Below are 19671 nucleotides of genomic sequence, written 5' to 3'. Positions count from 1 at the left end.
GGGAGGTCCCTTTTTTGGCTGGCAGAAACAGCCGAGGCCGGAGGGACAGCACCCCCCTCTGGCCTGCCGGCCATCTCCCCCGCAAGGAGGGAGATTGGCAGTTCAGACGTGGCGCTATTCCTGCGACGTTGGCGATTGGCGAAAGCAGAAGGTGCCGCTGATCTCCCCCTTGCGGGAGAGATGGCCGGCAGGCCAGAGGGAGGGGGGTGGGCGGGAACGCTACGCTGGCTTCACTTACGGCTCCGCGTCGAACACCGGCGTGAACGCGCGGATCGTGCAGGGCGTCGGGTTGACGTGGCGGATCCGCACCCGGCCCTGCCCTTCCCAGCTGTCGTCGATCGGCACCTCGACATTGCCGGTGAACAGCGTTGCCCGCCCGTCAGGCGCGGCGACCGAATGTATCCGCACCGGCTCCCAGCGGCCGCGCAGGAAGGACTGCACTTCGAGCCCGGTGGTGTCGGTCTCGAGCAGCGACAGGATCACTTTCGCCACTTTCTTGCGGCGGCCGATGATGGAGCCGTCGCGGCCGCCGACATCGAGTTCCAGCGTGTCGGCGCCAGCCGCATAGGGCAGGCCGAGCTGCCATTTGGCGGCGGTCGCCCCACCCGGCAGCGTCACCGTGCCGCCGCCGCTGACGGTGAGGCCGCGATAGACCTTGCCGTCGGCCAGAACATCGACGGACTGGCCTGCGAGATGCATGGCGCCGCCCACCGTGGTCACCGCGGCGCCAACGTAGGTCAGGCCGCAATCGACCTCGAAGGCGTCGGCGATGGCGCCATATTCGAACGGCGCGGTCTTGATCTCGATATAGCGCCTGGTCACGCCGTTGATGGTGCGCTTGACGACCAGCCAGAGGTCGTCATTGCCGTCTTGCCCGGGGGTCACCGCGGCGCTTTCGACGACCGCCCAATCGGAGCCACCGAAGCCACCGCCCAGGCGGTGCCGGTGCATGCCTCTGACATCCTGGGATGGCTGGTGCGTGTAACCCCCAAGCTCGCCATTATCGAGCGGGAACCACAGCATGGGGTCGGGGTCGGTCTGGAACGCCAGTTCGACCACGCCTTGCTTGGGGATATGCTCGGATATCTGGCCGACATCGTCAGAGGTGAACCGGCTTTGCGCCGTCTGCGTCAGCTCTGCGATCGATTTGCGCGAGCGGGTGACATAGAGGAACGACTGGCCGGCATCGACCGGGCGGATGCGGGCGCAGCCGAAGGTGCGCGAACGCCGGTTCTTGAACGAGGACGGCGTCAGCGCCTCGTCGATGCCCGAGCCCGAAAGGGCGCGCACGCCGCCCGAAGTGCCGATCAGCAGCGCGCCGTCGGAATCGGCGATCCAGACGATGTCGTTGGCCTGGCCGCCGCCGGCCTGGACGAACTCCAGCGCATCGTCGTCCTTCTCGCCGAGCGCGAAATTGTCGAAGTCGCCGGTGGCGGAGGCATAGACCGAGAATTTCCGGCTGAAGGCCAGGCGCTCTTCGTAGAGCGAGCCGCTCTCGACATATTTTCCTGGCACGAAGGTGCCGAGACGCCAGCGGGTGATCGGCGAGAGGTCGGGAAGCGCATGGCCATGGAGCCTGATCTTGACGACCGTCGTGCTGGTGCGGCTGGTGATCTTGGCCCAGCGCCACACATTGTCGCCGCCGAGCAGCCGGATGGCGCGGCCGACATCGCTCGGCTGAAAGCCGGCGCCATCGTTGATGCCGACGATCGATGAGGCGGTTAGATCGAACGGCGTCATGGTGTCGCCGTTTTCGGCCATGGCGAGTTCAGCCATGCTGGTGACGGTTGCATCACCGCCGCCACCGCCGGAGAACTTGAACCTGTAATATTCGTAGGTGGCCGAGTTCTGGAATTCGTAGAAACGGACCTCCGAGCCTGACCAGCCGATTTCGCCCGCACGGCTGTCGAGAGATGTGTAATTGACACCGTCGTTCGAGCCCGAGAGCGTCCACGCGGTCGCCATGTCGCCGTTGCTGGTGACGTTGTCGGTTGCCGCGATCCAGTAAGCGTTGACCGCCTTCCCTTGCCCGGCCGGGAACCGGTATTGCACGAAGCCGTTGCTTCCGTCCCCGACCTTTACGTATTGCGTGAAATCGCGATCGAAAATCTGCCAACTGTTGGCGCCGGTACCGTCATCGGTCACCGTGCCGCTCGGCGCGGTGGCGCTCGTCATCTTCGGCGTCGCGTGGCCGGTGCTCGCCGGCTGAAGCGTCGTGGCGGTCTCATTGATTGGATCGTATGGACCGTCGAGGAAGAGAAAATCCGTCAGCGTCCAGCTCGTATGCGCGGTGCGCGTCAGCACCTTGGGCGGATAATCCCGATGGGTGATCCACATCTGGTCGGCCGACTGCACATAGGTGAGCTCGAAAAGGTCCGCTTCGAGATAGGGTGAGGCGACCTCCACCGTGCCGACGCGCGCGCCATAGGCGTAGACGCGGATATACTGGTCGCCGAATTCGAGCGCATAGGCCTGGTCGGCCGAGAAGATGAACGGGACCAGCCGCGTCTTCCTGGCCGATACCTTCACCTCGCCGGCGAAATAGGTGCCGCCGCGCTTGCGGATGCCGCCATGCGGCAGCGTGACGAAGTTCTCGCATTTCGACAGCGCCGCCCGATAGAAATCGAGCGAGGCGCGGGCGTGCAGCCTGGGCGAAATCTCGCCCCGGGTGAAGACGTCCTGGACCGGATAGAGTGTCGTCATCAGCGCGCAATCCTGTTGTCGCCGCGCTGGCTGCCCCAGGACGCGGTGTAGAACCGGCCGCCGCGCTGGATGGCATTGGCGGTCAGCGCCGCATCCAGCGCCCGGTCATAGGCCGAGCGGGCGATGTCGATCATGCCCGACTTGTGGGTCAGCGGATGCGCGAGCTTGATGGCGAGCGCCGCCACCAGCACCTCGGTGAACAGCGCGTCCCAGTCGTTGGGGTCGGTGAGGTTGGCGACATAGCGGATGGCTAGCGGCCCCTGTTGGTCGCAGTAGATCACCCCGGCCTCCTGCAGCCAGGAAATCGGCACGCCGTCCGGTTCGCCATTGTGGGTCAATGGCAGCGGCCGCAGGCAGTCGGCCGGCAGTTCATAGGCGAAGTTCAGCGTGCAATCGCCGCTGCCGCTATCCGTACCCGCGACCGTGGCGCGCAGGATCGCGAACACCCAGGCGTATTTGGTGAGTTCCGCTTCCCGCGCGAGGTCGAAATGCAGATTGATGAGCCGCGCCGCCTTGACGTCCTGATCGAGACTGTCGATCGGCGCCTCGTCGAGCACGGCGAGCGCCATGTTGGCGATGTCGAGCGGGGTGATGGCCATGGGTCAGGCCTCCGTCAGGGTGGTTGATCGGAACATTTGATGCCTCCACGGCAAAAAGCCGCTGCGGGGCGGCAGTGTGTCTGATGTGGATGGGAGGTGGGAGCCGGCGGTTGTCGTCGGCGGATACGCGAAGCTGGGGGGACCGCGCGCCTCTGTCCGGAGGCTCGATTGTACGACGGATTGCCGACGTCGACTGTGAGGAGGCCAACATAGCTGGCGTCCCAGCCTTAGGTATATCGGATTACGCCTATCGGGCGAATTGAATGCGAGGCGAGACGCGCTCACTATCCAATCTTCCGAAGCCCAGCACATTCAACGCATGCTGACATTGCTATCGGATTGTTTGCCGAAAACCCGTCTTCCCCCCGAAGCAGCTCGGCAAGCAAAGGCGGACCCGTGTCCCCCGGGTCCGCCTTTTCGCGTGACCCCGGCCACACCAGGATACCAGCATTTCTTCACGGCCTGGCCACGCTTCAGCGGGGCGGGCGCGACGCCCCCGCCCCTCGCCTCGGCCCGGTCAGGCTTCTGTCGTCTTCAGCGCGATGAACGTCATGTTCTTGACGCTGGACGCGGTGCGGTCCCAGTTGGCCGCCAGCGCCAGTTCCGCATCGGTGGCGAATTCGCCGGCCGAGGAGGCGTCCAGGAAGCGAGTGCCGGGAACATGCGGCACGAAGTGCCGGCGGCCGACCATTTCGGTGACGCCGCCGCCATGGCCCTGCCGCGGCTTGCGGTCGAACTCCAGCGGCCCGCCTTCGGTGTTGACCGGCAGCTCGTTCCACAGGATCGCCTTGTCCTTGAACATGAAGGCGGTGTAGACGCCCGCGGCCACCGGAATGTCGTCGTCGACGACAGCCCGCAGCCCCATGTAGTAGGGGATCAGCGGCCCGCCCTGCTCGGAGGACGGCACATAGTCGATGAGGTCGGCGAGCTTCAGCGCTTTCATCTGCTTGGAGTGCATCCAGATCGTCTTGAACTTGTCGGCGCGGTCGCCCATCAGGTAAGCCGCCTCGATGATGTCGGTGTCGACGATGGAAGCGCCGGTGGTGCGCACCAGGTCGCCGCCGTCATTGGCGATGTTGTCGGCGACGACGCCTTTCAGGATGCCGAGCAAGGTCAGCTTGTTGGCGCGCTGCCAGTACTCGGTCTGCCGCTTGACGATCAGCTTCTGCGGATCATCGCCCGCCAGGATCGAGGTCAGGTCCGGAACGCCCCACGCCTGGGCGCGGACATTGCGGGCGGCGACCTCGCGGCGCGAGCCGATCTTCTTCATCTCGATGGAGTCGGCCGGATCGTCATTGACCGGCTCGGACGGATCGTTGCCGAGATCCTTCCAGCCGGGCATGTCGACCGAGCGGCCGCCCATCGACAGTTTCGAGGAGATGGCCGGGTCGGAGAACAGGATTCCAGCCTGGTAGATCTCGAGCGACTGGACGTGTTCCTCGAAAGCATATTGCGCATAGACGGACGGAACGATCGCGTCCGCGATACGGGTGTAGGCATCTGCCATTTTTCTCTTCCTTCAGGTTTGGGTTTGGCGGCGAGCTGTAGAGTCAGAGGGGGTTGTTTGGCATCCAGAGGTCCGGGCTCTCGCCGGCCTCGCGAGCCAGCCGCCTTGCGCGTGCGGGGTCGCTTTTGACGAGGGCTGAAATCGCCGTCAGGTTGCGTTCGCCGGCGGCGTTGCGCTTGAAGGGATTGCCTCCGCTCGAGGCAGCACCGCCGTCGATCGTGTCTTCGCGGAACATCGCCTCGCCAACGGCGTGAAACGCCTTGGCGATCTGCGGATCGGTCAGCGCCCCGTCAGGCAGAAGGATGCCCTTCGCCTTGTAGGCGTCGACCAGGCCGAGCTTCTTCATCGCCCGGTTGGCGACCTCGAGCTTCTGGCGAAAGCCGTCGCTGTCGGTCGGCCCCCAGTCCCTGACGAGGTCGTCATGGGTGGCCTCGACCGAGCGGGCGAGCGCGATTTCCTGGCGCGCGGCCTGCTCGGCCATGTAGCCGACGAACTTGTCGTGGTAGGCTTGGGCGATCTTCGGCGTTGCGCCGGCTTCGACCGCCCAGGCCTTGGACGCATTGGCGAGTTCGTCAGAATAGGCGAAGTTTTCCGGCAGGCCTTCCGGCCGCCGGTATTCGACCTTCTCGGACGAGGTAACCGGACGCATGGTCTCGGGCAGCCGGGCATGAAAACGCTCCCAGTCCTCGCGTGATGCATCCGGGCCGGGTACGCGCAGGCTCTCACCCTGCTGCCGTTCCAGTTCCGCATAGGATGTGAAAACCCGATCGAGGCTTTCAGGCTTGGTCCAGCCCTTGGTTTCAGCGAGCTTGCGGTTGCCTTCGGAAAGACCGTCAAACCAACTCTTGGCGACAGGTGCGGCGGACCCGTTGTCCGCGCCTGCCGGTGGCCGTACTGGGTTGCCCGCCGGCAGCGCACGCGCCGCCACGGACCCGGCGTCTGCCAGATCTGTCATGTGAGATTTCCTTGTGAGGGTTAGAAATGAGCCGGCGGCGAAGCTGCCAATCTCCCCCTCGTGGGGAAGATGTCCGGCAGGACAGAGGGGGGCGCGAAGGAACGCAAGCGATCGGCGCACTTCGTCGGCCTGCACCTTCGTGCAAATGCAATTTGATCAACAGGATAGGCCGGCGGGACAGCGCCCCCCTCTGCCCCTGCCGGGCATCTCCCCCTCACGGGGGAGATTGGCCGTCATCGGGCGCCTACGCATTATCCCCCCAGTTCTCCCAGAGCAGCGTGATCGTCCCGGTCACCGCAAGCGTCCCGTCGGCATCGATGTCCGTACCGGTGGCGAAGGCCAGGTTGAGATGGAGATCGACCGGCGTTGCAGTGCCATCCAGCGTCGCGGCGGCGGCGATGTCAGCGGCCGAGGCGGTCGACAGCGCGGCACCGGCGCCGTCCAGCGCGCGGGCGGTCGAGGCCAGCACATTGACCATGGCCCCGGCGAGCGTGGCGCTGGATGCCGGCGCTGAACCGAGCGACCAGGTGAGCGCCGCATTGTCGTTGATGGTCGATGCACGCGCCGTCAGCACCGCGAACTGCAGCCTTGCCGTGCCGCCCTTGATGCGCACCTTGCCGTCGGTGAAGTCGAAGACCTTCTGGCTGGCATAGGCCAGCGCGTCAGTAACCGGCACCTGCATGCCGGCGAAGGTGAACACGGTGCGATAAGAGCCGCCCTGCCCTGATGTGACGGCTTTCAGGCCGAGCTTGGGCGGGGCAAAGCCGGCCTCGCGGGCGGCGGCGCGGACGAGTGTGCGGGGAAGACCTCGGGTCATTTCATTTCTCCATTGTTGGGCGAGACGTGGTGCGCGCGGCGCACGGGAAGCCAATTGCTTGGCTTTCCAGATGACGAACGGTGAAAGGCCGGTCCGCCTTCGGGCGGATTGATAGGTCGAAGGGCTGGGGAGCGATGGCGACGGGCCGGCGTGGGCCAGACGCCAAGGCTGAATCATTTTGACAAGGATCGGCGCTACCGCCTTGTTCGAAAGGGGTGTTTTCGCCTCTCGGCCTATCAACGCCCGAGAAACCATGACTCACTTCGTGAGAAAGGGCGCCGCCGTTCCGCCGCAATGCGACCGCACTTGGCTGGGCATCGGCCCCCGTGGCCTCAAAAGGAGGTTCTTCAGATGATCATCAAGAAAGCGATTTTGGCCGTCCTCATGACTGCGGCCCTTGCAGGCTGCGAGACTCAGACCGAAGGCCAGCAGCGTGCCACCACCGGCGCACTGATCGGCGGCGCCGGCGGCGCTCTCGTCGGCCAGGCCATCGGCGGCAACACCAAGAGCACGGTCATCGGCGCGGCCAGTGGCGCGCTGCTCGGCGCCGTCGTCGGCTCGGCCACCACCCCGCAGCGCCGCGGCGAACAGATGTGCCGCTACCAGGACCGCTACGGCCGCATCTACACGGCGCCTTGCGACGACCGCTACTACAACGGCGATTATTGACCGTTAGCCACCTTCTCCCCGTTCAACGGGGAGAAGGTCCCGAAGGGTGGATGAGGGGCAGCGCCAAGGCCTGAAAAGCTGGCTCTGCCCTTATCCCCAGAGCATTTCGACGCTATCGTCTCCTCTCCAAGGGGGTGACGATGCGACTTCTGACAGCCTCACTCCTGGTTGCCTTTTCGGTCTCCGCACAGGCCAAGGAAGCCATCAACATTGGCCAGATCAGCGGTTGCCTGGTCTTGCCGGGTGCCGCCGTCGACAATCACGCATCGAGACTATGAGTTCTATAGGGGGCTGCTGGTCGAGCATTGCCGGGCCGCCGATGTCAGCACCTGGGCTGGTGCCTTATGCCAAACCTGCGCAAGGCCGAGAGCATCGGCCGGCCGGTGGGCGACGAGGCGTTTTTGGATCGGATCGCCGGGCAAACCGGCAGAGCCGTGAAACCCCAGAAACGAGGCCGACGGCGAAAGGAAATTAGTGCACTGTCACCGTAATTCTCGATCGCGATGAATATTTCGATGAAATATGTCAGGCCCTTTTTGGCGGCCGCTGGCGGCACCAATCCCTCGTCCGGCTCAGGCGCAACCATTGCAGTGCCCCTTGCGCCCTATTCCCCGTTTCGTCCCGCGTTTTCCAGCGCCGCCTTACGCTGAATTTCGATTGTTCGATTCCAGAAGCGCACCACTTCAAAATGCTCTTGTCTGGTCAACCAGATCTTGTTCTCCAAACTAACTGGATCGCCACCAACCGCTATCGGTTTGATCTCGAACAGTTCCATGCCCTTGGAGCGAGAAGCTGTATCTTGTACGCTCATTTCAAGTCCCCCAGCGTAGCAAATAGATCGGCGAGGTCTCGCGCTATCGTCTCGGCGGATTGCCGTTCCATAAATATAAAGGGGATGCGCACGATTGGCATTTCCACATCGTGGGTGTCGAAGCCATAGGCTTCCCCTCCTCCGTTTGATGCAAACAACAGGATGCCTGGTGCGTATTTTTCAACCTCATATTCTCGGTTGAAGTCTACCAACTCTTCGGCTTTGAAAAAAATTATATAGCTGTCGCCGATGAAGCCTTCGCCGCCATTATGCTCCTTAAGGAATTTGGTGTAATCCTTGGGCAGCGCGACTCCCAGGCGTGCGGACAGGCCATCGACGACTGCGGCTTCAGCCGGTGCATCGAACTGTCCCTCAGTTAAACCATATCCCACCGCTATCCTCCCAGGTGTTTCAGCAACTGATTCCATCACGGCGTAGCCTGTTGTCGATGAACTTCGCGAGGCAGAACGATCTCGTTGGAGGTGTCGATCGGACTACCGCCAAACTCACCGGAGAGGCCGTTGCGTCGCCGCGACAACAAAGGCGCAATCCCGTTACTGTTCGTAGGGTTCGACCACTGCAAACGGTATTCCCAGTGATTCCAGCAAATCAAGAATGCGTTTCGAGATGACGAGGCGGAAGGGTATTGCGATCCCGAAATCGTCTCGGCCAGCCTTCCCATTCACTTTCAGCCAGACGAAACGTGGCAGCTCCAGACCGGGTTGATCCTCTTGACACTCTTCCGAGATAGTCACCTCGGCGTCGGCGAACGTCGCACCTGAAAATCCCATCTCCTGCAGTGCGCGCTGGGTTTCCTGAGTGACGAGGAAACAGGGGAATGTCGCAACGATTACATCACCGAACCAGCCCTCTACCACATAGTGGAGCCTGCTTACGATTGGCGGGTGAACGCTCCGGTCGAGAACGGTGTTTTCGCCAATCCCGCCAGCGACGTTCGGTCTTATTTTAAAGTATCCTGCCGACTCGTTGGGCGGGTGCCCCGGTGTCGCTTCGTCAGGTTTCGACCTCAGCACAGCAATCCATCGCCTCAACGCCGCCCCCAAGACTGAGAACATCAAGATGCTTCAAAAGGTTCAACCAAGGCATTGGAGATCCCGAACGGCTTGAGGGCATCGAGAACGCGTTCGGAAACGACGAGGCGATAGTCTTTCGCGATTCCGAAATCGTCGTGGCCCGCATCCCCGTTCACTTTCAGCCATGCGAAGGGCGGAAGCCTCTGGTCCGGTTGCATTTCCTCGAACAACTCGGATGTGGTCACCTCGACGTCATCAAATGTTATACCAGAGAACTCACTTTCAAGAATTTTCTCTCTGGCATCTTCGGTTACAATGTAACACGGGAACGACGTCACTATGCTATCGCCCAACCATCCATCAAATTCATAGTGTAAACGGGTTACGAAAGGAGGGTGAACGCTTGAGTTCATAATGGTATTTTCACCAGGGCCGCCAGAAACTTCTGGTTCTAGATAATAATATTTCATTTCTTACCTATTGGTGGATTGAAAAGGTGGCCATATTGTTGATCTACTTCCGCCGCCTTCTCTAGCAGCTTCTGTAGTGTGGTAGTTGGATTCTGCCTGTAGAAAGCGCCCCATTCGCGCCGGATGGTACTCAGATGCAACGTGGAATTCAACTCCTTTGGTATCCCGCGGAGATTTTCAAGCGAGTGCATCATCTCATTTGTTATAACTCCAATATATCTCTTAAGAACTTTCTGCTCGATTCGGTGGTGAATAAAAAACGGATCCAGCTAATTCGGGATATTCTTTAAAGAAAGTCTTTCGATGAGCGCTGTCATCACCGTATGCTTGGCGAGATGGCCCTCGCCTACCCCTCCGCCCTTGCCGCCTTCTCCAGCGCCGCCAGCTGCGCCTCGTCCAGGGTCAGGAACCCCATAATGTGCTGCACCACTTCGGCACGCGCATTGCTGAGCGCGCTGTGCAGTTCGAAGCCATCGGGCGTCCGGGTCCGTGCCATCCACTCGCCATAGGACGGCCGCCGGTAGTAGCCGACGGTCGCCGCGAGGTCGGCCAGCACCATCTCGCCATCCTCGCCGGAGAAGACGCGCAGATACGCCTTGGTCAGCGCGTCCCGCGCCCTGGCCGGGCCGCCGGCCTGACTGGCGCGGGCGAAGCGTTTGCCGCTCATGCGCCGCCACCCGCCGGCGCCTGGCCACCACCGGGCATGCCTTGCCCGGTCTGACCACCCTGCCCGCCCGCGCCCTGCAGCATGGTCTGCAACCCATCAAGCAAGCCGCTGTCGCGCGCCTGCACGGCCGCCGGCACCGCATCCTTGGCAGCCTTGCCCGCGGTGGCGATCGCCGCCATGCCGGCCTGCGCCTGTTGGGCTTTGGCCCTCGCGCCGCGCAGACCGTCCACCTCCTCCTTGCGCCGGAAAATGCGCTGCGGGCTGCGGCCGGCGCTCTGCACGATCTTGATCGCCTCGTCGCTGTCGATGTTGTCCATCACGCCGGGGTCGAACTGCGCCATCTGCATGGCCGTCGTCACCACCTGGATGGTGTCGCGCGCCTCGGCCGAGCGGCGCAGCACGTCGAGCGGGCCGGTGAAGGTCGGCCGCACCGCCTTGCCGGCCAGGCTTTCCGGCGGCAGGAAGCGGCTGTCCTCGTCATAGAGCCCCTTGTCCTCGAGAATGCCGAGCTCGCGATCAAGATTGGTGGCGAAGCCCGCCTGGATGATCGAGCCGGAAGGCCCGAGCAGCGCCCCCTTCTCTTCCTGCCGGATCAGCGCTTCGGTCGCCGTCATCTGCGGGTTCTGCACCAGCGTCTGGAACAGATTGACGAACATCATGTCGCGGATCTCGTCGGCGCGGCTCTGCGCGTAGTTGAAGGCATAGGTCGGGTTCTGCCCGGTGGTGATTGGCGCGATCAGCGGCCTTCCATTGTCGTCGATCAGGCCGGGATAGTTCTCGCCGGGATTGAGCACCGGCACATAGTCGAGCCTGGCCTTCGAGGCGGTGGCCGGGTCGGTGATCTGCTGCAGCGCGCGCAGGCCCGAGCGGCGCACCGCGTTCTCCTCGCGCACCGTGGTCAGCGCCTCGATGGTCGGCGAAATGCCATAGGGATCGCCCTCGTAGCGGCGCCAGTTGAAGGTCGACACCGGGAAGGTGCGGAAGCCGCTTTCCCGGACGATCTCCTCCTCGTCCTCGATGACGTGGTAGGAGGCAAACGCCGTGTCGAGATACTGGTACTGGCCGCCCAGCCGGTACATCTTGCGCTCGTCGCGCGGCTGGATGCACTGGACCAGCGAGATCTTGGTGTCGCACTTGGCCGGGTCGTCGACCAGCACCTTGATGCGTGCCGGCAGCTTGTCGTAGCCGAGCAGCTGTGCTGCCTGCCGCGCCGTGCGCTCGTAGCGGCGGTGGAACGTGTCGACCTGGCCCCAGCGGTTGCGCGAGAGATAGCCCTCGACGACGGGGATCGAGGCGTAGCGGATCAGCGTGTTGCCGAACCCTTCCTCGGCATAGAGATAGGCCGGGCCATAGCGCACGACGTTGCGCAGGCAGGCTTGCGTGGCCGGCACGAAGTTCGAATTGGCGGAGTAGCGCAGCGAGAATAGGAAATCGCGCAGGGCCTCCGCCCACTCCTTTTCCTCGTCGGTCTCCTCGTCATTCATCTGCGCGGTCGACAGCCCGTGCCATTTTTCCGACTGCGGAATGATCAGGCTTTCGAGGCCGGCGGCCAGCCGGTTGGCGGCCGAGTTGATGGTGTTGGCGTAGACGCGTGACCCGCGCCGCTCCTGCCGCTCGGCCTGCGAGTCCGGGCCGCCGCTGCGCCGGCCGCGCCAGATATCGGGCGCGTCGGGGTCGCAGAACTCCGCCACCTGCTCCCACACAGCCTCATACTGGCTGCGCTCGCTCTCGAGCTCGGACTGGCGGACAAGGATATCGCGGGCGCGGGAATCGGTCATGTCTAAGCTCGCTTGTTTGGCGCGGAGGCAGGAACTGTCGATCTCCCCCCTCGTGGGGGAGATGGCCGGCAGGCCAGAGGGGGGCGCTGTCCCGCCAGCCTCATATTCATGTTGCCCGTCACGGGTGTTCGATTGGAAATGGCCGAGGTTGGCGTTCCTTCACGCCCCCCTCTGCCCTGCCGGGCATCTCCCCCACGAGGGGGGAGATTGGCTGCCCTGTCATCTTTTGCCCACCTGGCGGTGTTAGGGACTCCTGCGCGGCGGGCTTTGAAGGAGGTCGATCCTATGACGACAAGCCTTGCCGGCGCCCTGAAAAACCGCGGCAAACAGGCGGCCAAACGTCTGCTTGGCTATGATTCCCGCAATTGGCTACGCATCCGCCAGATCGAGGCGTTCACGCTCTTCCTCGAAGCCGGAAACCGCAAGGCCTCCGATGTCATCGAGATCTCGCCCGGCTGGAACCGCTACTGGCGGGCAATGTGCCCCAACTATAGGTCGGTCGATTTCCCCGCCTTCGACATCTGCAAGGACCGCACCGACGAGCAATATTCGATCGTCATCGCCGACCAGGTGCTGGAGCATGTCCAGCGGCCGCTGGCGGCGGTGGCAAATATCCATTCCATGACAAGGCCAGGCGGCTGGGCGATGGTGGCGACGCCTTTCCTGTTCCGGGTCCATGCCAGGCCGCACGACTACAACAGATGGACGCCAGCCGGCCTGAAGCAGCTGATGGTCGAGGGTGGTTTTGCCGAGGCCAACGTCAAGGTGCATGGCTGGGGCAACAAGGCCTGCGCCCGCGCCCATATTGGTGGCCCCGTGCGCGCCTACGGCCTGTGGCGCGACTTGAGCAATGATGAAGAATACCCGCTGATGGTCTGGGCGTTCGCGAAGAAGGCGTGAACGGCGGAGCCTTCCCTTCTCCCCCTGGTGGAGAAGGATGCCCCCCTCACCCGCGCTTCTTCACCAGCCGTGCATGCCGGCGCCAGTACCACCAGTCCAGCACGCGGCGGCGAAAACTGCGCTTCATCGCGGTCATGGTCAAAGCCCCAAGAGCACGCGGCGTTGGCCGGTGAGGCTCGACGGCGCGAGGTCGGTCTTGATCGTGCTCGCCGTGCCCTGGCGCTGTTCGAGCTCAGACCGCAGCGCCGCTTCGCGCGCCTGCACATCCTTGTCCTGCACGGTCGGCACCGGCGGCAATGGCTTCAGTTCCGGTGGTTTTTGAAACAGACACATGGTTCCAGCCTTCTCTTGTCCAGTCATAGAGGAAGAAATCTTCGCCGTTCTTGCCATAGCCCGGCAGCCGGCAGCGTTGCGTGGCGCCGAGCCGGCCGAGCCAGCGCAGCGCCAGATGATTGGCGGCAAGCGCCCGGGCCTCGACCCGCCAGGCGCCGCGCGCGGCGACCTGAGGCCCAAGCACCGTGTGAAAGAATTCCGTTATCCCAGGCACGCAGCGCTTCATGCGGCGCGTGCCCCAGCTCCAGGCGATCCACAGCCCGCCGCGCTGCTCGGCGGCACCAAATCCGGCCTCCGGATTGCCGTCGAGCTCGGCGACATAGGCAAACCCCTGCAGCGCCGTCAGCGCCAGCAGCGCCGGCGACCAATGGTCAAGCTGGCAGTCGATCTCGGCGCGGTCCTCGGGGCGCAGGTTCGCGGCGATATAGGAGAGGTCCCGCAAAGTGGCGGGGATGATGCGGAGCGTCATGGATGGACTTTCGTCAGTCGGAAGCCATCGTCGGCGAAGGAAGCGCCGATGCGCCATCTGCTTCGTCATCCTATGGCGGAGGAAGCGCAGCGCAGACCTGGAGCTGCTCCGCAGCCCAAGGGATCTCATCCCGTGACCTGCGGGCGCCGCGACGAGGCGCTGCGTTCCGTCGCGATCGTCGCGGCATCTATCCGAACCGACCATCGCCCCAAAACAAAACCCGCCTCGTCGGCGGGCCGTTGGCGCAAATCAGCACCATGGACAAAAATGTACCATTGGTGCCGTCACGCCGTCAATGGTACGTAAGAAAAAATTCCTAATTTATGCTTCCGGGCCAGCATGTAACTCCCTATCGTTCTCAAGCCATCGTCATTGAAAAGCACGGCCATCGCAAAGCCATGTCGCGCAGCGTTTGGGATAATCTCACAACGCTTGCCGAAACTGCTGTTGCGGCCCATGTAATTGTTGTCACAACCTGATCGGCGTAGTACGACAAACGGCACAACCATAGGAGGCATTTCTACGATGGCGATGCTGGGAGAGGAAATGTCATGAGAGCAATCGTCTTTGCACTTGGCTTATTGATGCTGGCGCAACCGCTGGCCGTTGCCAAGGAGCCTATCAAATGGACCACCTCCATCAGCGGTGGAAGCACAATCGAAATCCCCGTTTTCTTTGTTGAGGGCGATGGTCGATTGCTTGGTGGCTTCGCCGACAACCACGGCCAAACGTTCGACCCAATCGGGTATCCCGATGCCGAGCTCCGTCAGTACCGGGCCGATAACAACAAAATGAGCCCGTTCGAGTATCTCAAGCAGGCGGTCGTCGGCGATGCCCACAAAGTGACATATAAGCTTGACAGGCCATCGCTCGCCGCGGTTTCCGGCACCTCAGCGGACGGAACGGCAATTTTCTACGGCATGTGCCAGAAACACCGTATCATCACCTGTTTCGATATGGTCTGGAACAAGAAGGATCAGGCGACGTTCGGGCCGATTGCCGAGCGTATCGCCCGGTCATTCCGCAAAAATCGGTAACGCGTGGAGCTCATCTTCAAGCTCCAAAGCCGAATTACGGTGACAGTGCACTATTTCCACGTCTCGGTCCCGAACCTCCCTCCACTCACATAGACACAGCCGCTAAAATGCACATCGCCGCAATTGCCGCGCCCTAACGATCCGCCCGTGCCACCTTCTCCAGTGCCACCTTACGCTGAATTTCGATAGTTCGATTCCAGAAGCGCACCACTTAAAAATGCTCTTGTCTGGTCAACCATATCTTGTTCTCCAAACTGACTGGATCGCCGCCAACCGCAATCGGTTTGATAAAAAAATTACATAGCTGTCGCCGATGAATCCTTCACCTCCATTATGCTCTTTGAGGAAATCGGCGTAGTCCTTGGGCAGTGCGACTCCCAAACGTGCCGACAGGCCATCGACAACTGTGGATTCAGCCGGCGCGTCGAACTGGCCCTCAGTCAAACTGTATCCCACCGCTATCCTCCCAGGTCCTTCAGCAACTGATTCCACCACGGCGTAGCTTGTTTTCGATCAACTTCGAATTACGGCCACAGTGCACCATACCCGGCAGGTAGTCCGTATGGATTGACCGCATGGCCGCGTTTTGCTCGCGAAACCTCGGGGACGAGGCCGACCACGGCAGGGCAATACCGTCACCGTAATTCTGCCGAAGCTCACGCCGCGAAATTGTTGTCCACGAACATCTCGGCAAATTGCTGGGGCGTGAGCGTCATATTGTTGTCGCGGGCGATTTTGAGGTTTTTCGCCCACATATCCCGGATTGCTTCCGGCATTCCGTCGGGCATGTGCATGGACTGGGCGACTGCATCATGCCATTGTCCATCACCACCAAACAGAGATTGCAGTTTGGGGGCCATTCTTTTCAAGCCCTCCTCCGACTCTTGAGAAAGTTCTCCGATCGCCCAGAGCACATAAACATCCAGCAGTCTAAGCAGCGGCTGTCCGTCATAACGTGGGTTATTCGACATTTAACCTCTCACGCATCATAGGTGGCATAATAAATAACGCGTTCGCAGATGGCAGAAATGCTTGGCTTTTCTTTCTGCGATGCAAGAAAAGCCTCGGCAATCTCGATCGCAAGGTTGATTTCGAGAAAGTATGCTAGGCCCTCTTTAGCTGCCTCGGGTGGTACCAACACCCCATCCTGCTGAGGCAAAACCATTGCGTCTGAATCCTCTGTCCAAGGCTCCGCCACGTAGATTGTGGGCTCCGCTGCGTAGACCGGGTCCTCCTCGTCAAATTCCGACAACCGCCCAACGATATCCAGCAACTTCATTTTTTTCCCCATAGGGAAAATCCTCCTCGGCCATTGGGATGCAGTGTTTTCTGAAAGATACTCCCCTGATCATGTTGAGATCTAGGGACGAGTTGCATTACACCGGGTTCATCTGCGTGGTGCCAGCTGAAGCCGGAAGGTGCAGCGCGGGGGGCTAGCCCTTTCGGCGTTCGCTGAAGATTGAGACCCTGATTCAGCAGATCCTGAGCGAAAGCAATTTCCTCTTCCATCGTTCGCAATAGGGATTCGTTTGCAGCTTGGACGTGTACTGGGCGCGACGAACCCGGATACAAGGTCGGGTCCAATCGCATCTCATATATTACACTGTAGAACTGGCCTGTTGGCGCCGGAATTGCGCCGAGCACTTCGGCACGCTGTGCCGCTATGTCACTCGTCGGCCCAACTGCTCGTAATATGTCTTTCTCGACAACCGCAGCTCGACCAACCCCAGGCCCCGGAATCGCCCAGCCCAATGCGTCATTCCCCTGACGCATAGCCACCTTCTCGATATTGTTCGAAGGCTCGTAGTAGGCATTCTCGTAGTGCGGAGGGCTGATCGTTCCTCCCGAAAGGCCGTAGGCAACCCAATCATTTACGTTGGCTACGGCGATCCCGGTATTCGCCGCGACCTTGCCAAGGGCTTTGGCGTCCTCCCGAAACAACTCGCCCGCCGAAAGGCCCGGCTTGCCGCCGGGGAGAATCCCGCCCAGACCGGCAGCATCCAATTCCCGGACCAGGGCTGCCCGCACGACAGGATCTTTCGTGCGCACGAACAACGCGCTTGCCTTCGCGTAATTGTCCATGACGTCCATGCTTCCGCTGTCGCGGTCCTCGGCAAGCCTAAGGAGAATGGAGAACGGCACGGGCTGAAGATCTTCATCAGCGACGCCCAATGCCTTTTGCTGGGCGACAGACAAGGCCAGCGTTTTGTCGTAGGCGTCTTGGTCATATGCCTCTGGACCGTAAGGGCCATTGCCAAGTACAGCCTTCCAGCCAGCGGAAATATCTGAAGATAATTCGCTGACGTAGTCACCGGGATTGGCCCGTCTCCTTTCCAAGACCAGCTTCGCAGCGACGGCGGTTGCCTCACGGCGCGACTGGTCCTCCTGCGAAGTGTTCGCACCCGCATCCGCATCGCGAAGGGCGGCGTGAATCGCCTGGTTCGGCATGGTGCCCATGTCGAAAATCTGCTTCCCGACATCGGTCTGCCACTCAAGAGCCTTCAGGCGCTTGTCACCCTCGTCGAGGCCATAGATGGTTCTGTAGGCATCCCGGCCTGGCATACTGCCCGAGTAGACGCCTTTGCGGGCGATCTCGTCTGGCGCCTCCGCCTCGGCGCGAGTGATCGCGACGCGCAGGTTGATGTCCCGAGCGAACTTGGCTAGCTTTGCCTTCAAGGACAGCGCATCCTGGTCCTGCTGCGGAAGATCGTCCCTGAACGCCTGCGCCATGCGCTCATGCGGCGTCGGTGTGCCGATACGGCCACCTTTCTCCGCAGCGACGTCGGGGCTGCCTGACAACGAGATGCCCCCAGTCTGCGCGCTGTCGCCCGTAGCCGTGCTGCCGGCGGCGGGCGTGCCGACACCAAACACCTCCAGCGCCCGCTGCGGGTCCTTGGCCATCAGTGCCTCGAACCGCGTCCTGGCAGCGGTGCCGAACCAGTCCTTGACCATCTGCTGCCTGATGCCGGCGTCGACCCCCATCTTGTCGATCAGGTCGAGCCCTTGCTGGCGGGTTGCTTCGAACGTGAGGTGATCGTCGGGATTGGCATTGCCGATGGCGGTGGCGCTGGTCTGCAGCGCCGTGTCGACCTGCGCCCGCTCATAATCCTTGCGCTGCTGAAGCTCCCGTGCCGCCATGCGTCGCGCGCCGGTTTCGCGCAGCGCTTCCTTCTGCCTGGCGAAAGCGGCACGCTGGCTCTCGGGCATGTCGGGCAAGGCAGCGGCAAACAGCGTGTCGAACAGACCGGTCTTCACCACCCGGCCATTGGATGGGTCGACCTGGCCGTACATGGCCTCATGCAGACCAGCGCCATCGGCCGGCGCATTGGCCGCCACTGCGTCTTCGGCTTGAGCGATCTGGGCGTTGAACTGGCGGCGCTTAAGCTCGGCGTCGAACGCCTCCTGCTGCTCCTTCATCTGCTGATAGCGCTCGGCGACAGCGGACAGGTGCTCGCCAAGGCCTTGCATGGCGCCGCCGATTGGCGATCCTTGCGGATATTGCACCGCGTTGCCGGTATCGAGCCGGCGCTGGGCAACGGAGAGAGGAATGATGCTGACCATTGGCTGTCTCCTGCCCAACTGGTTTTGAACAAAGGGCGCGCCCCGCGCTGGTGATCGCGGCAGGACCGGATGACGCGCTCGCTGGCCGCTGCGTTCGCGGGATTTGGCGGAGGGAAATTTCTTAAGGGACCGACCGGTACTGCGGATTACAGGCGCGGCCAGGCACGCCGCCCACTCGTCATCCTGGGCGCAGCAAGGAAGCGGACGCGGTGCGGACCATCGGATCCATGCTGTGCGCCGCCAGCGGTGCAGAATTCCGACGGGCCGCGTTCGTCGGCCGATGTCACGGCATGGATTCTCGGGTCAAGCCCGAGAATGACGAAGTGTGGAAGCTACCGAAAAGCCCCCAGCGGATCGCTCTGCCCCGTCTGCTTCCGCGCGGCCTTGAACTCAGCCGGATCGACCACCGCCTCGCGCAGCATCATCACGCCGTAGCGCGTCGCCGCCATCAGGTCGTCCCGCAACTTCACCACCTGGCCGTCCTTGCGATGGAAAAGCCTGAATTCCTCGAACCAGTCGCCAAGCGTCGAAAACACCTTGAAGCGGCCGGATTGCATGCGGTCGAGCATCTCCATCAGCCCGGCCTCGACCGACACCGAACCATCGGGGAATTGCGCGTGGCGCGACAGCATGTTCAGCCCGTGTGCCTGATATTGCCGGGCGAGCGCCACGCCGGCGCCCTCCAGCGTCTCGCGGCGGCCGTCGCGCGGCCAGGCGAAGGGCAGCCATTCGCCCCAGGGCTTGAGCGTCAGCGTCTGCATCGCCGGCGTCTGCTGCGAGGCGCGCGCCGCCTTGGTGACATAGACGACATCGGCCTCGGTATCCCAGGCGAGCTCTATCGCCGCCGAAGGATGGTCCCAGCCGAAATCCAGCGCCCCGATGCGCGGCCAGTAGCGCGGCAGCCGGAACGGCTCGCAGGCAATCAGCGCCTCGGCCACCGGAAAGATGCGCCCCGACCCCAGCACCGGAATGCCCCGGGCGCGGGCTTCGCGCTCATGCGCGGGATAGGCCGCAACGATCGCCGCCCGCTCCTGCGGGGAATAATGCGCGGCATCGTCGATGGTCATGAAGGTGACGTGTCGGGACATGGGGGGCCTCGGAAAGCCTGGGTTCCTCGCCCCCACGAATGTGGGGGAGAGGTGGCGCGGCGAAGCCGCGACGGAGAGGGGGATGGCGCAGACCTGGCAGATGACGCCAATCTCATCTTGCCAACCCGGCACCCTACGAAGCCCCCTCTCCGACCGCTTCGCGGCCACTCTCCCCCGCTTTGCGGGGGCGAGGAAGCTAAGTTCTGAGAGGTCGCCCGGCCCTTCGCAGGCTCAGGGCGTTCGAAGCTCGAAAAGCCAAGCAATTGGCTTTTC

The 19671-nt window shown here is 62.5% G+C and carries 21 protein-coding genes; 4 read left to right on the top strand and 17 right to left on the bottom strand.

The window, feature by feature from the left end:
• Positions 1-234: 234 nt before the first annotated feature.
• The 5 genes from NR193_RS25475 to NR193_RS25455 form a co-directional block, all read right to left on the bottom strand.
• Positions 235-2703 (bottom strand): hypothetical protein, encoded by a 2469-nt coding sequence (locus NR193_RS25475; RefSeq protein WP_256753508.1) that lies wholly within the window; start codon positions 2701-2703, stop codon positions 235-237.
• Positions 2703-3302, bottom strand: coding sequence for a hypothetical protein (locus NR193_RS25470; RefSeq protein ID WP_256753507.1), 600 nt, complete (start codon positions 3300-3302; stop codon positions 2703-2705). The genes NR193_RS25475 and NR193_RS25470 overlap by 1 nt, the downstream gene beginning before the upstream one ends.
• Before the next feature lie 517 nt (positions 3303-3819).
• Entirely contained in the window at positions 3820-4809 is a 990-nt protein-coding gene (locus NR193_RS25465) for a Coat protein (protein WP_256753506.1), read from the bottom strand.
• 43 nt (positions 4810-4852) lie between these two features.
• The gene (locus tag NR193_RS25460; protein WP_256753505.1) at positions 4853-5764 is read right to left on the bottom strand and encodes a hypothetical protein; all 912 of its coding nucleotides are present in this window, start codon (positions 5762-5764) and stop codon (positions 4853-4855) included.
• Between the two features lie 244 nt (positions 5765-6008).
• Entirely contained in the window at positions 6009-6581 is a 573-nt protein-coding gene (locus tag NR193_RS25455; protein WP_256753504.1) for a hypothetical protein, read from the bottom strand.
• A gap of 351 nt (positions 6582-6932) precedes the next feature.
• Between NR193_RS25455 and NR193_RS25450 the strand changes: the two genes are divergently transcribed.
• Together NR193_RS25450 and NR193_RS25445 are read left to right on the top strand one after the other, a co-directional pair.
• A complete protein-coding gene (locus NR193_RS25450; RefSeq protein WP_256753503.1) occupies positions 6933-7250 on the top strand; it encodes a YMGG-like glycine zipper-containing protein in 318 nt (105 codons plus the stop codon).
• Positions 7251-7390: 140 nt separating this feature from the next.
• Positions 7391-7528 carry a hypothetical protein gene (locus tag NR193_RS25445; protein ID WP_256753502.1) on the top strand — a complete coding sequence of 46 codons (138 nt, stop codon included), beginning with the start codon at positions 7391-7393 and terminating at the stop codon, positions 7526-7528.
• A 326-nt stretch (positions 7529-7854) separates the two neighbouring features.
• Here NR193_RS25445 and NR193_RS25440 read toward each other — a convergent pair whose 3' ends face one another.
• The 6 genes from NR193_RS25440 to NR193_RS25415 form a co-directional block, all read right to left on the bottom strand.
• Entirely contained in the window at positions 7855-8061 is a 207-nt protein-coding gene (locus NR193_RS25440; RefSeq protein WP_256753501.1) for a hypothetical protein, read from the bottom strand.
• Entirely contained in the window at positions 8058-8489 is a 432-nt protein-coding gene (locus NR193_RS25435; RefSeq protein WP_256753500.1) for an SMI1/KNR4 family protein, read from the bottom strand. The genes NR193_RS25440 and NR193_RS25435 overlap by 4 nt, the downstream gene beginning before the upstream one ends.
• Positions 8490-8615: 126 nt before the next feature.
• A complete protein-coding gene (locus tag NR193_RS25430; RefSeq protein ID WP_256753499.1) occupies positions 8616-9137 on the bottom strand; it encodes a hypothetical protein in 522 nt (173 codons plus the stop codon).
• On the bottom strand, positions 9137-9565 hold the full coding sequence (locus NR193_RS25425; RefSeq protein ID WP_256753498.1) for a hypothetical protein: 429 nt from the start codon (positions 9563-9565) through the stop codon (positions 9137-9139). The genes NR193_RS25430 and NR193_RS25425 overlap by 1 nt, the downstream gene beginning before the upstream one ends.
• A 346-nt stretch (positions 9566-9911) precedes the next feature.
• A complete protein-coding gene (locus tag NR193_RS25420; RefSeq protein ID WP_256753497.1) occupies positions 9912-10232 on the bottom strand; it encodes a hypothetical protein in 321 nt (106 codons plus the stop codon).
• On the bottom strand, positions 10229-12010 hold the full coding sequence (locus tag NR193_RS25415) for a portal protein (protein ID WP_256753496.1): 1782 nt from the start codon (positions 12008-12010) through the stop codon (positions 10229-10231). The genes NR193_RS25420 and NR193_RS25415 overlap by 4 nt, the downstream gene beginning before the upstream one ends.
• A 285-nt stretch (positions 12011-12295) precedes the next feature.
• Between NR193_RS25415 and NR193_RS25410 the strand changes: the two genes are divergently transcribed.
• The gene (locus NR193_RS25410; protein WP_027052502.1) at positions 12296-12910 is read left to right on the top strand and encodes a bifunctional 2-polyprenyl-6-hydroxyphenol methylase/3-demethylubiquinol 3-O-methyltransferase UbiG; all 615 of its coding nucleotides are present in this window, start codon (positions 12296-12298) and stop codon (positions 12908-12910) included.
• A gap of 232 nt (positions 12911-13142) precedes the next feature.
• Here NR193_RS25410 and NR193_RS25405 read toward each other — a convergent pair whose 3' ends face one another.
• Positions 13143-13712 carry a hypothetical protein gene (locus tag NR193_RS25405; protein WP_256753495.1) on the bottom strand — a complete coding sequence of 190 codons (570 nt, stop codon included), beginning with the start codon at positions 13710-13712 and terminating at the stop codon, positions 13143-13145.
• 551 nt (positions 13713-14263) lie between these two features.
• On the opposite strand from NR193_RS25405, the gene NR193_RS25400 reads away from it, so the two are divergent.
• Positions 14264-14749 carry a hypothetical protein gene (locus NR193_RS25400; RefSeq protein WP_256753494.1) on the top strand — a complete coding sequence of 162 codons (486 nt, stop codon included), beginning with the start codon at positions 14264-14266 and terminating at the stop codon, positions 14747-14749.
• Positions 14750-14980: 231 nt separating this feature from the next.
• On the opposite strand, the gene NR193_RS25395 is transcribed toward NR193_RS25400, so the two are convergent.
• The 5 genes from NR193_RS25395 to NR193_RS25375 form a co-directional block, all read right to left on the bottom strand.
• A complete protein-coding gene (locus tag NR193_RS25395) occupies positions 14981-15193 on the bottom strand; it encodes an SMI1/KNR4 family protein (RefSeq protein WP_256753493.1) in 213 nt (70 codons plus the stop codon).
• A gap of 212 nt (positions 15194-15405) precedes the next feature.
• Complete coding sequence (locus tag NR193_RS25390; RefSeq protein WP_256753492.1) at positions 15406-15720, bottom strand: hypothetical protein; 315 nt, start codon at positions 15718-15720, stop codon at positions 15406-15408.
• A gap of 8 nt (positions 15721-15728) precedes the next feature.
• A complete protein-coding gene (locus NR193_RS25385; protein WP_256753491.1) occupies positions 15729-16028 on the bottom strand; it encodes a hypothetical protein in 300 nt (99 codons plus the stop codon).
• Complete coding sequence (locus NR193_RS25380) at positions 16025-18310, bottom strand: HNH endonuclease (RefSeq protein WP_256753490.1); 2286 nt, start codon at positions 18308-18310, stop codon at positions 16025-16027. The genes NR193_RS25385 and NR193_RS25380 overlap by 4 nt, the downstream gene beginning before the upstream one ends.
• Positions 18311-18642: 332 nt before the next feature.
• Positions 18643-19398, bottom strand: a complete 756-nt coding sequence (locus tag NR193_RS25375) for a terminase large subunit domain-containing protein (protein WP_256753489.1) — start codon at positions 19396-19398, stop codon at positions 18643-18645.
• Positions 19399-19671 lie beyond the last annotated feature (273 nt).

Origin of the sequence: Mesorhizobium sp. Mes31 (genome assembly GCF_024519675.1) — a bacterium.
GTDB lineage: Bacteria > Pseudomonadota > Alphaproteobacteria > Rhizobiales > Rhizobiaceae > Mesorhizobium.
The sequence above is the reverse complement of the archived record's forward strand: the minus strand, read 5'-3'. Positions and strand labels throughout refer to the sequence as shown.

Coding starts and splice junctions, on each gene's coding strand:
- NR193_RS25475 (WP_256753508.1), bottom strand. CDS start 2,703: ATGACGACACTCTATCCGGTCCAGGACGTCTTCACCCGGGGCGAGATT.
- NR193_RS25470 (WP_256753507.1), bottom strand. CDS start 3,302: ATGGCCATCACCCCGCTCGACATCGCCAACATGGCGCTCGCCGTGCTC.
- NR193_RS25465 (WP_256753506.1), bottom strand. CDS start 4,809: ATGGCAGATGCCTACACCCGTATCGCGGACGCGATCGTTCCGTCCGTC.
- NR193_RS25460 (WP_256753505.1), bottom strand. CDS start 5,764: ATGACAGATCTGGCAGACGCCGGGTCCGTGGCGGCGCGTGCGCTGCCG.
- NR193_RS25455 (WP_256753504.1), bottom strand. CDS start 6,581: ATGACCCGAGGTCTTCCCCGCACACTCGTCCGCGCCGCCGCCCGCGAG.
- NR193_RS25450 (WP_256753503.1), top strand. CDS start 6,933: ATGATCATCAAGAAAGCGATTTTGGCCGTCCTCATGACTGCGGCCCTT.
- NR193_RS25445 (WP_256753502.1), top strand. CDS start 7,391: ATGCGACTTCTGACAGCCTCACTCCTGGTTGCCTTTTCGGTCTCCGCA.
- NR193_RS25440 (WP_256753501.1), bottom strand. CDS start 8,061: ATGAGCGTACAAGATACAGCTTCTCGCTCCAAGGGCATGGAACTGTTC.
- NR193_RS25435 (WP_256753500.1), bottom strand. CDS start 8,489: ATGGAATCAGTTGCTGAAACACCTGGGAGGATAGCGGTGGGATATGGT.
- NR193_RS25430 (WP_256753499.1), bottom strand. CDS start 9,137: ATGTTCTCAGTCTTGGGGGCGGCGTTGAGGCGATGGATTGCTGTGCTG.
- NR193_RS25425 (WP_256753498.1), bottom strand. CDS start 9,565: ATGAAATATTATTATCTAGAACCAGAAGTTTCTGGCGGCCCTGGTGAA.
- NR193_RS25420 (WP_256753497.1), bottom strand. CDS start 10,232: ATGAGCGGCAAACGCTTCGCCCGCGCCAGTCAGGCCGGCGGCCCGGCC.
- NR193_RS25415 (WP_256753496.1), bottom strand. CDS start 12,010: ATGACCGATTCCCGCGCCCGCGATATCCTTGTCCGCCAGTCCGAGCTC.
- NR193_RS25410 (WP_027052502.1), top strand. CDS start 12,296: ATGACGACAAGCCTTGCCGGCGCCCTGAAAAACCGCGGCAAACAGGCG.
- NR193_RS25405 (WP_256753495.1), bottom strand. CDS start 13,712: ATGACGCTCCGCATCATCCCCGCCACTTTGCGGGACCTCTCCTATATC.
- NR193_RS25400 (WP_256753494.1), top strand. CDS start 14,264: ATGAGAGCAATCGTCTTTGCACTTGGCTTATTGATGCTGGCGCAACCG.
- NR193_RS25390 (WP_256753492.1), bottom strand. CDS start 15,720: ATGTCGAATAACCCACGTTATGACGGACAGCCGCTGCTTAGACTGCTG.
- NR193_RS25385 (WP_256753491.1), bottom strand. CDS start 16,028: ATGAAGTTGCTGGATATCGTTGGGCGGTTGTCGGAATTTGACGAGGAG.
- NR193_RS25380 (WP_256753490.1), bottom strand. CDS start 18,310: ATGGTCAGCATCATTCCTCTCTCCGTTGCCCAGCGCCGGCTCGATACC.
- NR193_RS25375 (WP_256753489.1), bottom strand. CDS start 19,398: ATGTCCCGACACGTCACCTTCATGACCATCGACGATGCCGCGCATTAT.